The sequence below is a fragment of the Sphingobacterium sp. Ag1 genome, assembly GCF_000988325.1.
Taxonomy (GTDB): Bacteria; Bacteroidota; Bacteroidia; order Sphingobacteriales; family Sphingobacteriaceae; genus Sphingobacterium.
Genome location: NZ_LBGU01000043.1, coordinates 803539 through 816197, shown reverse-complemented (window position 1 = coordinate 816197; position 12659 = coordinate 803539). Strand labels below are relative to the sequence as shown.

Annotated in this window: 13 protein-coding genes and 3 tRNA genes; 5 read left to right on the top strand and 11 right to left on the bottom strand. The window is 39.9% G+C overall.

The genetic code is table 11. The annotated features are described in order from the left end of the window. Positions 1-7 precede the first annotated feature (7 nt). Entirely contained in the window at positions 8-913 is a 906-nt protein-coding gene (locus AAW12_RS20740) for a histone deacetylase (RefSeq protein WP_046675456.1), read from the bottom strand. A gap of 157 nt (positions 914-1070) precedes the next feature. Here AAW12_RS20740 and AAW12_RS20735 point away from each other — a divergent pair, with 157 nt between their 5' ends. Genes AAW12_RS20735 through AAW12_RS20725 form a run of 3 tightly spaced genes read left to right on the top strand, consistent with a single transcriptional unit; the run spans position 1071 to position 3798 of the window. Beyond that, positions 1071-1712, top strand: a complete 642-nt coding sequence (locus AAW12_RS20735; RefSeq protein ID WP_046675455.1) for a YceH family protein — start codon at positions 1071-1073, stop codon at positions 1710-1712. Positions 1713-1718: 6 nt separating this feature from the next. After that, entirely contained in the window at positions 1719-2909 is a 1191-nt protein-coding gene (locus AAW12_RS20730) for an MFS transporter (protein ID WP_046675454.1), read from the top strand. 1 nt (position 2910) lies between these two features. After that, complete coding sequence (locus AAW12_RS20725) at positions 2911-3798, top strand: DUF72 domain-containing protein (protein WP_046675453.1); 888 nt, start codon at positions 2911-2913, stop codon at positions 3796-3798. Positions 3799-3918: 120 nt separating this feature from the next. On the opposite strand, the gene eno is transcribed toward AAW12_RS20725, so the two are convergent. The 9 genes from eno to AAW12_RS20680 all read right to left on the bottom strand — a co-directional run bounded on the left by eno (position 3919) and on the right by AAW12_RS20680 (position 10049). Beyond that, positions 3919-5214 (bottom strand): phosphopyruvate hydratase, encoded by a 1296-nt coding sequence (gene eno, locus AAW12_RS20720; RefSeq protein ID WP_046675452.1) that lies wholly within the window; start codon positions 5212-5214, stop codon positions 3919-3921. Between the two features lie 211 nt (positions 5215-5425). Further along, a complete protein-coding gene (gene carA / locus AAW12_RS20715; protein ID WP_046675451.1) occupies positions 5426-6526 on the bottom strand; it encodes a glutamine-hydrolyzing carbamoyl-phosphate synthase small subunit in 1101 nt (366 codons plus the stop codon). Between the two features lie 227 nt (positions 6527-6753). Further along, entirely contained in the window at positions 6754-7065 is a 312-nt protein-coding gene (locus tag AAW12_RS20710) for a DUF2752 domain-containing protein (RefSeq protein WP_053003879.1), read from the bottom strand. Then, positions 7065-7421, bottom strand: coding sequence for a TM2 domain-containing protein (locus AAW12_RS20705; protein ID WP_046675450.1), 357 nt, complete (start codon positions 7419-7421; stop codon positions 7065-7067). Before AAW12_RS20705 ends, AAW12_RS20710 begins: the two co-directional genes overlap by 1 nt. A 527-nt stretch (positions 7422-7948) precedes the next feature. Beyond that, positions 7949-8947, bottom strand: a complete 999-nt coding sequence (gene obgE, locus AAW12_RS20700) for a GTPase ObgE (RefSeq protein WP_046675449.1) — start codon at positions 8945-8947, stop codon at positions 7949-7951. Positions 8948-8983: 36 nt separating this feature from the next. Beyond that, positions 8984-9553 carry an adenylate kinase gene (locus AAW12_RS20695; RefSeq protein WP_046675448.1) on the bottom strand — a complete coding sequence of 190 codons (570 nt, stop codon included), beginning with the start codon at positions 9551-9553 and terminating at the stop codon, positions 8984-8986. Positions 9554-9627: 74 nt separating this feature from the next. Further along, a tRNA-Arg gene (locus AAW12_RS20690) sits at positions 9628-9701 on the bottom strand. Positions 9702-9874: 173 nt separating this feature from the next. After that, positions 9875-9948 (bottom strand) — tRNA-Arg (locus AAW12_RS20685). A 27-nt stretch (positions 9949-9975) separates the two neighbouring features. Further along, a tRNA-Arg gene (locus AAW12_RS20680) sits at positions 9976-10049 on the bottom strand. Positions 10050-10236: 187 nt separating this feature from the next. Between AAW12_RS20680 and AAW12_RS20675 the strand changes: the two genes are divergently transcribed. Then, a complete protein-coding gene (locus tag AAW12_RS20675) occupies positions 10237-11070 on the top strand; it encodes an alpha/beta fold hydrolase (protein ID WP_046675630.1) in 834 nt (277 codons plus the stop codon). Between the two features lie 105 nt (positions 11071-11175). Here the strand turns inward: AAW12_RS20675 and AAW12_RS20670 are convergent, their stop codons facing one another. Next, positions 11176-11511, bottom strand: a complete 336-nt coding sequence (locus AAW12_RS20670) for a DUF3276 family protein (RefSeq protein WP_046675447.1) — start codon at positions 11509-11511, stop codon at positions 11176-11178. 266 nt (positions 11512-11777) lie between these two features. Here AAW12_RS20670 and AAW12_RS20665 point away from each other — a divergent pair, with 266 nt between their 5' ends. Beyond that, positions 11778-12656 carry a LiaF transmembrane domain-containing protein gene (locus tag AAW12_RS20665; protein ID WP_053003878.1) on the top strand — a complete coding sequence of 293 codons (879 nt, stop codon included), beginning with the start codon at positions 11778-11780 and terminating at the stop codon, positions 12654-12656. Positions 12657-12659: the final 3 nt, after the last annotated feature.

Here is a 12659-nt window from a genome sequence, read left to right as displayed (position 1 = left end):
TCTTATCTTATAAATTATATAAATCTATTGCTATTCTAAAAGTCTGGCAATGTGCATTGACAATATCTTTAATTTCAGGAGAATAACCTCCGCCCATACTTACCTGAACAGGGATATGGTGTTTATGGCACATATGAAAGACCAGTTCATCTCTTCGACGACAGGTACTGTTGCTTAAATTCAGTTTCCCCAGCTTATCTGTTTGCAAAATATCTACTCCAGCCTGATAGAAAACGAAATCAGGCTCAAATTTCCGAAACACATCAATCAAATTTTCTTCCAATAAAGTGAGATATTCCGCATCAGTAACCTGATCTGCCAAGCCGATATCCAAATGGGAACGCTGTTTGACAAAGGGATAGTTTTTCTCGCCATGCATTGAAAAGGTAAACACCTGATTATGCCCTTCAAAAATATGCGCAGTGCCATTTCCTTGGTGTACATCCAGATCAATAATAAGGATACGACTTGCATAGTTATGCTTCAACAGGTACCCGGCGGCAGTCGCTTGATCGTTCATCAGACAGAAGCCTTCACCAAAATCATAACCGGCATGATGTGTCCCCCCTGCAATGGTAAAAGCGACACCATACTCAAGTGCATATGCAGCGCTTCGGATCGTCCCATCTAAGATATATCGCTCCCGATCAACAAGGCTTTGACTTAATGGGAAACCTATTCTACGGATCATTTTCGAATCCAAAGTAAGCTCAAACAACTGCTTTACATACACTGGATCATGGACCAAACAGCATGTCTCGAAGCTTGCTAGTTCAGGACTGAAAAAACTTGACTCATCTGCCAGCCCTTCATGTTTTAACTGTAAAGGAATCAACTCGTATTTCAGCATCGGAAATCGATGCCCCTCTTTGACGGGATGGACAAATTCTTGACGAAAAGCTATCTTAAGCACCTTAAAATCTTCTATTACTCATGCGAAGATAAGAAAAAGATCTTTTGGAGTTGTAGGAGAAAAAGGGCATCTTTGAGAAGGAACAAACTGCAAGCCAATGTTACGTTGCATAACAGCATACTTGTATTCAATCATAAATTTATATTCTTCAAGATAAATGGAAACAACTCATTTGCCCCAATTGTCTGCCATGGAACAACGTGTACTAGGCTCACTAATCGAAAAATCAAAAGTAACCCCAGAGTATTATCCAATGACAATCAACAGCTTACAAGCTGCTTGTAATCAAAAGACTTCCCGCAAACCGGTTGTACAATATACAGAAGAAGATATTATCGCTACATTGGATATATTAAAGAAAAAGGGCTTAATCTCGACAGTTGTTGGCGGAGGATCTCGCGTAACAAAGTATAAACACAATTTTGCCATACAATTTCCACTGGTTCCTTCCGAATTAACCATTGTTTGCTTATTACTACTCAGAGGACCAATGACCGCGGGGGAAATTAATTCAAACTCTGGAAGACTTTATGAATTTGAATCATTGGGCGAAATCAATGAGCAATTGGAAAAATTGGCACAAGAAGGGTACTTGAAGTCCCTGCCTAAACAAATAGGGCATAAAGAAGTCCGCTACATTCATTTATTAGGAGAAATCAACCTGGAAGCGTATGAAAATAGCGTTCCTACAGGCAGCTCCTCGAACGACCAGATCTTACTCGAACGAATTGGACAATTGGAACAGGAAGTTGCAGCATTGAAACAGAAATTTCAGGATCTCTGGGATGAATTACATTAGTCGCTCATGTCGCAAACAATAGATTCCGAAAACGAAATATCCAAAGCAACCTTGTGGCTGATGACCATCGCCACAGGCTTGGTTGTCGCCAATAATTATTACAATCAACCACTATTGGACCTGATTGCCAAAGACCTACATATTGACGAGGCCATGGTCAGTAATTCGGCCATGTTAACGCAGATCGGATATGCCTTTGGCCTGTTACTGATCGTCCCCTTAGGGGATATGTTTAAGCGAAAAAAAATGATCTTGATCGATTTCTTTTTCATTATTTTTTCTTTAGTCGGTATGGCCATGTCCACTTCTATCCTATCGATCTTGCTGTTCAGCTTTCTGATAGGTTTCACCTCCGTTATTCCGCAGGTTTTTGTGCCCATGGCTGCTGAGCTTGCGAGCAAAGAAAAGCAGGCTTCAGCGATCGGAATGGTCATGTCGGGTCTGCTGATTGGTATTTTACTATCTAGGGTTGTAAGCGGTTTTGTCGGCTCCTACTTCGGATGGCGCGAAATGTACTGGATAGCCTCAGCAATTATGGTCATTACAGCCATCGCCATAGCGATCAGGCTACCGGAGGTACTGCCAAATTTTAAAGGTTCTTACCAGGAATTGATGCGATCAGTCTGGAACTTTGCCAGAAAACAACCTGTATTACAGCTGGCTGCATTTCGTGGAGCTATGGGATTTGGAGCTTTTTCCGCATTTTTTACAACGCTTGTTTTCCATCTTTCGGCCCCACCTTTTTTTGATGGCCCCGCAACTGCAGGAGCCTTTGGTCTCGTAGGTGCCTGTGGTGCGCTTGCCGCTGCTTTTGTCAATAAACTAACCATTTATATAGGCAAAGCAAAAATCATCTTATATGCGATCTTATTGATGTTATTCAGCTGGTTATTATTTACCCTCTTTGGCTATACCTATTGGGGTCTCATTCTTGGTGTTATTCTCATTGATCTTGGTCTACAGTCTATGCACATCCTGAATCAAAGCGATTTCTATGCGCTAAACCTCGGGGCCAACAACCGACTAAACACCGTATATATGGTCAGTTATTTTATTGGCGGCTCAACAGGCACTTTTTTTGCTGCACAAGCATGGCAACACTTCCAATGGCCCGGTGTTATTGTCGTAGGCACATGTTATACGGTATTGGCACTGTTGGCTCATCTATTATTTGATTATAAATTAAGAAAAAACTAATATGAAATTCGGCCAAGTTGAACATCCGGAGGAAATCGATTTTACCCTTCCTCCTACTCCACCGGAAACCTTAACCCTATTACAGCATTTCAAAAACAGTCAACCTTTTGAGGTATTTGTAGGCTGTGCAAAATGGAATAAACAAGATTTAAAAGGCTTTTACCCCAGAGGTACAAAAGACGAACTTGCTTATTACTCCACGCAATTTAACAGCATTGAACTCAATGCCACATTCTACAATTCGCCTGGCATAGACCAGGTAGAAACCTGGAAAAAGAAAACACCTGCAAACTTCAAGTTCTTCCCAAAAATCCCACAATCCATCAGCCATTTTAGTAGATTATTAAATACGGGTGATAAAGTAAAATTGTTTACGGATTCCATTGTTCATTTCGATGAGAAACTGGGAATGGCCTTTTTGCAGATGCACGACAATTATAGTCCAAAGGATATGGCCCGTCTAAAACTATTTCTTCATGACTGGCCAAAAGAAGTCCCACTAGCCTTGGAAGTACGAAATAAAGATTGGTTTTCCAAACCCGAAGTAACAAAAGAACTCTATGCACTGTTGGAGGAAACCAATGTGACCAACGTACTGGTCGATACCGCAGGCCGTAGAGACATGCTCCATATGCGCTTAACCACACCGACTGCTTTCGTACGGTATGTAGGTGCCAACCACGCATCAGATTACGATCGCCTGGATCAATGGATCGATGTGCTGAAACTATGGCGCGAAAACGGGTTGCAAAAACTGTATTTCTTTATCCACCAGAATATTGAGATAGAATCGCCATTACTGGCAACACATTTTATCAAAAAACTGAATACAACATTCGATTTGGATCTAACCTATCCCAACAAAACTACAGGAAATACATTATTCTAGGTCAGGATATCAGTTCCGGTGCTAAAGGCAACTAGAGAAAAGATCATTGAGCATATTTTGCCCACAAAAAAAGCCGAAGTAGAAAATACTTCGGCTTTTTATATAAAAATATGCTAAAGCTTATTTTTTAGCGTATTTAAAGTTTTTACCGATGAAACGTGCATTACCACCCAATTCCTCCTCAATACGTAACAATTGGTTGTATTTAGCCATACGATCAGAACGTGAAGCAGAACCAGTTTTAATCTGACCGCAGTTCAGTGCTACAGCTAAGTCAGCGATAGTCGCATCTTCAGTCTCGCCCGAACGGTGTGACATCACAGAAGTGTAACCAGAATTTTGAGCCAAAGTAACCGCATTGATTGTTTCAGTCAATGAACCAATTTGGTTTACTTTCACTAAAATTGAGTTCGCTGTATGTGTATCGATTCCTTGTTGAAGACGTTTTGTATTGGTAACAAAAAGATCATCACCCACCAATTGAACATGATCACCGATTTTGTCAGTCAATGTTTTCCAACCAGCCCAATCATCTTCAGCCATACCATCTTCTATAGAAATAATAGGGTATTTAGCTGTTAATTCAGCCAAATAGCTTGCTTGTTCTTCGCTAGAACGCACAGCACCTTTATCACCTTCAAATTTAGTATAATCGTATTTACCATCTTTGTAGAACTCAGAAGAAGCACAATCCAACGCTAAACAAACATCTTGACCAGGTTTGTAACCGGCAATTTCAATCGCTTTCAAAACTGTTTCGATGGCATCCTCAGTACCTTCAAAAGTTGGCGCGAAACCACCTTCATCACCTACTGCAGTTGAAAGACCTCTGTCATGTAAGATTTTTTTCAACGTATGGAAAACCTCAGTACCCCAACGCAAAGCCTCGGAGAATGAAGGCGCACCCACAGGCATGATCATAAATTCCTGAAATGCGATAGGTGCATCAGAGTGTGAACCACCATTGATGATATTCATCATAGGAATAGGTAACGTGTTCGCATTTACACCACCGATATAACGGTATAATGGTTGACGTGACTCTTGTGCAGCAGCTTTCGCTACAGCTAAAGAAACTCCTAAAATAGCATTTGCGCCTAAGTTTCCTTTATTTTCGCTACCGTCTAAATCAATCATGATTTTATCGATGGCATTTTGCTCGAAAACATCTACACCTTCTAGCGCTTTTGCAATTTTAGTGTTTACATTCTCAACAGCTTTCAAAACACCTTTTCCTAGATATTTTGACTTGTCGCCATCACGTAATTCTACTGCTTCGTGAATACCAGTTGAAGCACCTGAAGGAACAGCTGCACGACCAACAAAACCATTTTGTGTAGTAACATCTACCTCAATTGTAGGGTTACCGCGCGAATCCAAAATTTGACGCGCATGAACATCGATAATTAAACTCATCTCTTTATTAGACTATAATTTATTTTCATTACTTAGTGTAGATAAGACACACTCTTGTCTACAGACATTTTTCACAATCAAATATAATAAAAAATGTATTTATTCCCCTATTTATTGTGAATAAATTATGCTCCATCGGCATAACTGTTCAACTAAAAACAATAAAAAACCCTTCAAAATCTGAAGGGTTCTTTGTATAATATTGTACAACTTAGTTTTTGATCATTGCTACAAAATCATCAAACAAGTAGCGCGAGTCATGTGGACCCGGCGATGATTCTGGATGATATTGCACCGAAAATGCTTTCTGTCCTTTGATACGGATACCTTCAATAGACTGATCGTTCAAATTAACGTGTGTAATTTCGACGTTCTCAGAATTTTGAATATCCTCAGCAACAACACCAAAACCGTGGTTCTGCGACGTAATTTCACAACGGTTGGCGATAATGTTCTTCACGGGGTGGTTGATACCACGGTGTCCATTATGCAATTTGCTTGTGCGGATACCATTTGCCAATGCTAAAATCTGGTGACCTAAGCAAATACCAAACATAGGTTTATTTGCGTTTAAAATAGCTTTTACAGTCTCGATAGCATAATCCATCGGCGCTGGATCGCCAGGGCCATTGGAAATGAAATAACCATCCGGATTCCACTGCTCCATTTCTTCAAATGTTGTCTTCGCAGGAAAAACCTTTGTATATACATCACGAGCCTCAAAATTACGCAAGATATTTTTCTTGATTCCCAAGTCCAAAACCGCTACACGCAACGAAGCATTTTCATTCCCGAAGAAATAGGGCTCGGCTGTCGTTACTTTTGAAGACAATTCAAGTCCATCCATGGAAGGAACCTGCGCCAACTGACGTTTTAATTCTTCAACATCCAATGTTTCTGAAGAAATAATCGCATTCATCGCTCCCTTATCACGAATATGGCGCACCAATGAACGAGTATCCACATCAGAAATACCAACTAAATTTCCTTCTTCAAAGTAGCTTTGGATCGATTCATCAGCCATTTTACGGCTGTAGTTGATGTTATAGTTTTTACAAACTAACCCCGCAATCTGAATTTGATTTGATTCGGTATCATCCGCATCAATACCATAGTTACCAATATGCGCATTGGTTGTTACCATGATTTGTCCAAAATAAGATGGATCTGTAAAAATCTCTTGATAACCGGTTGTTCCTGTGTTAAAACAGATCTCCCCAGTAGTCGTACCAATTTTACCAGCGGCTTTACCGTGATAAACTGTACCATCTTCTAAAACTAAAATTGCAGGCAATTTGCTGTAGTTGGTCATTATCGATGTAATATTATAAAATGTGTATCCTTACTTTTATGAATTTTAAAGCCTTCTTGACTGGATATAAAAAAAGCCCTCAAATGGGCTAAATATCAATTAACAATGCATCATCACGATTGACAAACCGTTTCCTAAGGCACCTACCAGTAAAGACTCTACTTTAATTTTCACGGGAGACAAAGTTACGACATATCACTTATAAAGTGAAAATATTTTTTATTTTTTTATCCTTCCGTTGAATGGACTTCCCGAAACCGAATAAAGTCCCTCAAAATCAACAGAGTCAATAGCGGGACAAGCATATAAATCAACGGGTTTTCTAGCCAAGCTTCCTTCCATTCCATCCGCAACAAGGCGATAAAGGCTCTTGTCAGCCCACAACCGGGACAATCAGAACCACTGATACTCTTCCAAAGACAGGGAATAAGGATATGGATATCTGTAAAAAGGTACAAGCCAATGGCAACCCCGAAATACCCCAACACCAACGAATATATCCAATGACATTTAAGGTATTTCAGGACGAGCAAAATCATTAATTATTGTTGATTGGACTCTTGATATAATTGCCGTTGGCATCTTTATATTTTCCGACAATAATCATAATCAAATCGATTAGATACCAGATACCACATCCCCCCAAGGTAAGCAGCTGAATAACAGCCGTACCAATTTGCCCCAAGTAGAATCGATGCGCTCCAAAAGGGCCCAGAAAAAAACAAAATAACAGTGCTGGTAACCACCTGTCGTCCTGAAAGGTGTTGTTTTGTTGTTGAAAAGGTTGGTTAGCATAAAAAATAGGCTGTCTCACACCACAAAATGGGCACACCTCCGCCTTGATATTGATTAACTTACCGCACTCTACACAATACTTTTCGTCTTCTGTTTTCATTTAGATTTAGTTTGGCGATGGAACTAAAAAACATTCGTCCATCAGGGATTAAATAATAGGTTGAAATTAATAAAAAAACTTAAAAAACATACATTTTTTGGAGCACAATGCTTTGCGCTGGTTCATCTTCCCGTTAAAATGACTTATTACCACAAAACAGCGATCTTTTTGTTAGGTAAACGCAGCCTCTTCCTTTTTTTCTTTTAATTTTTAGTTGCAGAAAATAAGAAATACAAAGAGATCAAATCAGGTTTTTTAACAGTGCTTGTTCAGAGTTCGTCCAGTGCTTGCTCAGTGAAGACTGAATAAGCACTGAACAAGTACTGACTAAAACTGATTGAAAACTGGTATTATGAATAAGTTAGTGGCTGGATGAATCAGTTATAATGTGTTTCTTAAATCAGCCAGTTGCGGCTACCACTAAAACTGGGGGGTACAACAAAGTTTAAGGGCAGCAATCCGTAATTTACATAAACAGAAAAGGCGCTTCACGGTGTGGAGCGCCTTTTCTGTTTATGTATTTAAACTTAAGAGTTGATTGCCTTCCAGATCATATCTTTCAATGGCAATATATTTTTACCTGTCACCGAAGAAATGAAAATATAAGGTACATCTTCCGGTAGCTCCTGCTCCATTTCCTTCTCCAGCTCCTCATCAAGCATATCAGATTTGGTAATAGCCAGCAATTTGGGTTTATCGGCCAATTCTGGATTATACGCAGTCAGTTCATTCAATAGAATGGCGTACTCCTCACGTATCGTCCGGTCTGTATCAGCCGGCACCATAAACAACAAAACAGAATTTCGTTCGATATGTCGCAAGAAACGGTATCCTAATCCTTTTCCTTCGGAAGCCCCTTCAATAATGCCCGGGATATCGGCCATAACAAAGGAACGGTTGTCCCGGTAGCTCACCATACCCAAATTAGGCACCAGTGTTGTAAAGGGGTAATTCGCGATTTCTGGTTTTGCAGCAGAGACCACCGACAACAACGTTGATTTACCCGCATTCGGAAATCCAACCAATCCAACATCAGCAAGAACCTTCAATTCGAGAATCATCCACTGCTCTTTCCCCGGAAGACCAGGTTGCGAAAACCGTGGTGTCTGTTGTGTCGGCGACTTAAAATGCCAATTGCCCAGCCCGCCTTTTCCACCCGGAACCAATATTCTGGTTTCACCGTCTTCTGTGATATCGAACAATACCTCTCCCGTCTCCGCATCCTTTGCAATCGTACCCAGTGGCACTTCCAAGATCTCATCACGTCCAGTTGCCCCGGTACGCAAAGAACTGCCACCAGACTCACCATTTGAGGCGATAATATGCTTACGATATTTTAAATGGAGTAAGGTCCAGAGATTAGTCGTTCCTTTCAGTATAATATGTCCGCCACGACCGCCGTCACCACCATCGGGTCCACCAGTCGCGGTGTGCTTGTCACGGTGCAAATGAGCCGAACCTGCCCCACCATGTCCAGAACGACAACACACTTTCACATAATCAACAAAATTCGAACCTTGCGCCATTACAGTTTATTACAGTCTAAAAAATACTTATCTTAATTAATAATTATCGATGATATCTGTCAAACTTTTAAAGATAGAATCGATATCGCCGATACCATTCACTTTAGAAAGTTTGCCTTGTGCCTCATAGTACGGTAACACATGAATCGTCTTGGTGAAATATTCATCAATACGCTTCACCAATTTATCCGCATCATCATCCGCACGGCCAGAAATTTCCTTCCGTTTAGCGATGCGTGCTTTCAATTCATCCTCATTCACATCCAGTGCGATCACAACCGAGATTGAAGTATTGATACCTTCTAAAAAAGCATCCAATGCCTCAGCTTGAGCAACAGTACGAGGAAATCCATCAAAAATAAATCCTTTTGCATCTGGATTTTTCTTCACTTCCTCTTCCAGCATTGCTATCGTAATCGAATCTGGCACTAAATTTCCCTCAGCAATAATCTGGCTCACTTGTTGACCAAGTGGCGTTTGACCTTTAATATGTGCTCTAAAAATATCACCGGTTGAAACATGAACCAATTGATATTTTTCAATAAGCTTTGCAGATTGGGTTCCCTTACCTGCACCCGGAGGGCCAAATATTACAAGGTTTAGCATAGTTTTATTTAAGAAATTAAAACGAGTTAAAAAATAAAAGCCTAATCACAGATGATGACTAGGCTTTTCAGTTGTGCGCTCCAAGGGAGTCGAACCCCTAACCTTCTGATCCGTAGTCAGATGCTCTATCCAATTGAGCTAGGAGCGCAATAAACCATTACGTTTAGAACTCTGTCCCATGTGTTTTGGTGACGCAAATATAGTCAGAATTCGTTCTTTTACAAATTTTTTTTCAAAAAGAAGTTCCCCCCCTCCCAGCGACAACCTTGCAACAGCGCTACTAAAAACAAAAAGCCAATCAAATTGACTGGCTTTAATTTGTGCACTCCAAGGGAGTCGAACCCCTAACCTTCTGATCCGTAGTCAGACGCTCTATCCAATTGAGCTAGGAATGCCTTTTTAACATACAGAACCTGTATTTGTGCGCACCAAGGGAGTCGAACCCCTAACCTTCTGATTCGTAGTCAGATGCTCTATCCAATTGAGCTAGGAGCGCTAGGCAACCAAAACAAATCCGTTATCCTTTTCCGTTTTGGTGATGCAAATATCGTTATATTTATCGATTTAACAAACATTTTTTCTCTTTTTTAAACTTTATACAACAACATTTCTTTTATCTCGTTGATAATATTATATTTAAAATATCAACTTTTTTTTTCAGACACGGACAAATGTTAGCATTCATGAGCAAAAGAGAATTAAAACTCAGCAAAATTCGCATCGGAGATATCAGTATCTCCTATTATCTTCGCCCCAGCAAATTATACCCCGCTCCAAAAACAGTCATTTTTATCCATGGTTTTCCCTTCAACAAAAACACGTGGAAACAACAGCTCCTGCAACTCGACGAAGATTATATGGGCATCGCTATTGATGTTCGAGGACATGGCCTAAGTACCAACGGTCATGGTTTTTTCTCCGTTGATGTTTTTGCCAAAGATCTCGTGGAATTTATTCGTAAACTCGACCTCAATCATGTCATCCTTTGCGGAATCTCGATGGGGGGCTATATCGCGCTCAGGACTTATGAACTGATCGGACAACAGCTTAAAGGACTTATCCTCTGCGACACAAATTCGCTTGCCGACGACAACAAAGCCAAACAAAAGCGTTTTGATTCCATTCAGGCTTTATTAAAATATGGCAGAAGACCGTTTGCCATTGGCTTTATCGCAAATGTGTTTCACGATAAAACAATCCGTGAAAACACCGAAGCTGTTGAACTCATCAAAAGCTGTATTCGCAGAAATGAGGTTGCCAGCATTTGTGCAACTCAACTTGCTCTCGCTTCACGAACAGATACAACCCATTCGCTGAAGACGATTATTATTCCAACACTGCTCATAAAAGGGAAACACGACAAGATGATGAGCGAAGAACAAACCAATATCCTTATTGAAAATATACCAGACGTCCGCTATATGGAGTTTGAAGAATCCGGGCACTTGCCAAATCTCGAGGAACCCGAAAAATTCAATACCGTGCTAAATGATTTCCTACGAAATATACCACAATAACACTCTATTTGGTCGCCAAATACCATATCGGATATAAAAACAATAAAAAAAGCCACATCAGTGGCTTTTATTTCTTTTTTTCATTCAGATTTCGCTCTACGGATACTAGAACGAAAAATCATCTTTTGACCGAACATCCGCTTCTTCAGCGTATGCATCATCAAAGTTAGGCTCATAACGTTTCTCGATTACTTCCTGATTAGACTTGATGTAATTAACTACATCTGTCAAACCCTCAGCGAACTTTTCAAAATCTTCTTTATATAAGAAAATCTTATGCTTAATAAACTGGCCATCCTCAAAGCGTTTCTTGCTTTCTGTGATAGTAATGTAGTAATCGTTCGATCGAGTTGCTTTTACATCAAAAAAATAAGTACGCTTACCTGCTCTCACCTTTTTTGAAAAAACTTCTTCACGTTCTTTGTTTTCAAAATCTCCCATTGGTTGTTATTTAAGTTTAAAGTAATCTTAATCTTTGATAAATATATAATAATTCATTTTAATACACCAAATAATATTAAAAAAAAAGACAATTACGCGTAAAAATGGCAGTTCGCTTCAATTTATAGCCAAGATAAAAAATAAACAACAAGATTTTTTACCGACGAAATCATTACATTTACCGAAAATATAAGTTGTATTACCTAAAGCAAATATGTAGAATATATTTGTGACGCTATCTTTGAGTCATAAATAGTAAAAACATTATGGAAAAAGAACCCATCATACCAAACAGCAATAATAGCCGCAATATTGTAGGAGCGATTGTGATCATCGTAGGTATATTCTTATTATTGAATAACCTCAATTTAGGAAGTTGGTTTCCGGATTGGTTATTTGGCTGGCAAACGATATTAATCATAATTGGATTGGTCATTGGCATAAATTCCCAATTTCAGAAAAAATCGGCAATTATCCTATTGATCATAGGCGGAGCGAGCCTTATTTCAAGAATGATGCGCACCGACTTCGGTTCTGTAACCGTCCCTATCATCATCATTTCGCTCGGGATTTACTTTATCATGAGCAAAAGGAAACCACCGATGGTTCCCCCAGCTTACCCTAATCCGCCGCAAGGCTCTTACGACTGGGATAAGCGAGTCAATGTACCTACCGAGGGGACCACGGACAGCCTTACTGATCAGGAATCCAGACCATTTAACGAACAATACGGTTCAAGCCAACAAGCCTCGCCTAATCAGCAGGCTTTTGGCGACAAAGAGAAAGATTCCTTTCACCAGTCATTTGAGGACAACCTCAATCTGAACAGCATCTTTGCGGGCCAAAAGAAAGTAATCTATTCCAAAAACTTCAGGGGAGGCAATTTGACCAATGTATTTGGAAGCGTAGAGCTGGATTTAACCAAAGCGGATATTCAGCAGCCAATTGTGATTGATACGTTCCAATTGTTTGGCAGCGCACGTATAATTATCCCCCCGCATTGGACAGTATTTAGCAACGTCGCCTCGGTCTTAGGCTCTGTCGATGACCGTCGGTTCCAAACGATTTATAACCCCGATACAGATAAAAAAATCTATATAACAGGCACCTGTATTTTAGGTAATTTAACCATAAAAAATGCTTAATAG

Excerpts from the sequence above, each read along its gene's own strand:
- AAW12_RS20735 (WP_046675455.1), top strand. The coding sequence starts at position 1,071 with ATGGAAACAACTCATTTGCCCCAATTGTCTGCCATGGAACAACGTGTA.
- AAW12_RS20730 (WP_046675454.1), top strand. The coding sequence starts at position 1,719 with ATGTCGCAAACAATAGATTCCGAAAACGAAATATCCAAAGCAACCTTG.
- AAW12_RS20725 (WP_046675453.1), top strand. The coding sequence starts at position 2,911 with ATGAAATTCGGCCAAGTTGAACATCCGGAGGAAATCGATTTTACCCTT.
- eno (WP_046675452.1), bottom strand. The coding sequence starts at position 5,214 with ATGAGTTTAATTATCGATGTTCATGCGCGTCAAATTTTGGATTCGCGC.
- carA (WP_046675451.1), bottom strand. The coding sequence starts at position 6,526 with ATGACCAACTACAGCAAATTGCCTGCAATTTTAGTTTTAGAAGATGGT.
- AAW12_RS20710 (WP_053003879.1), bottom strand. The coding sequence starts at position 7,065 with ATGATTTTGCTCGTCCTGAAATACCTTAAATGTCATTGGATATATTCG.
- AAW12_RS20705 (WP_046675450.1), bottom strand. The coding sequence starts at position 7,421 with ATGAAAACAGAAGACGAAAAGTATTGTGTAGAGTGCGGTAAGTTAATC.
- obgE (WP_046675449.1), bottom strand. The coding sequence starts at position 8,947 with ATGGCGCAAGGTTCGAATTTTGTTGATTATGTGAAAGTGTGTTGTCGT.
- AAW12_RS20695 (WP_046675448.1), bottom strand. The coding sequence starts at position 9,553 with ATGCTAAACCTTGTAATATTTGGCCCTCCGGGTGCAGGTAAGGGAACC.
- AAW12_RS20675 (WP_046675630.1), top strand. The coding sequence starts at position 10,237 with ATGAGCAAAAGAGAATTAAAACTCAGCAAAATTCGCATCGGAGATATC.
- AAW12_RS20670 (WP_046675447.1), bottom strand. The coding sequence starts at position 11,511 with ATGGGAGATTTTGAAAACAAAGAACGTGAAGAAGTTTTTTCAAAAAAG.
- AAW12_RS20665 (WP_053003878.1), top strand. The coding sequence starts at position 11,778 with ATGGAAAAAGAACCCATCATACCAAACAGCAATAATAGCCGCAATATT.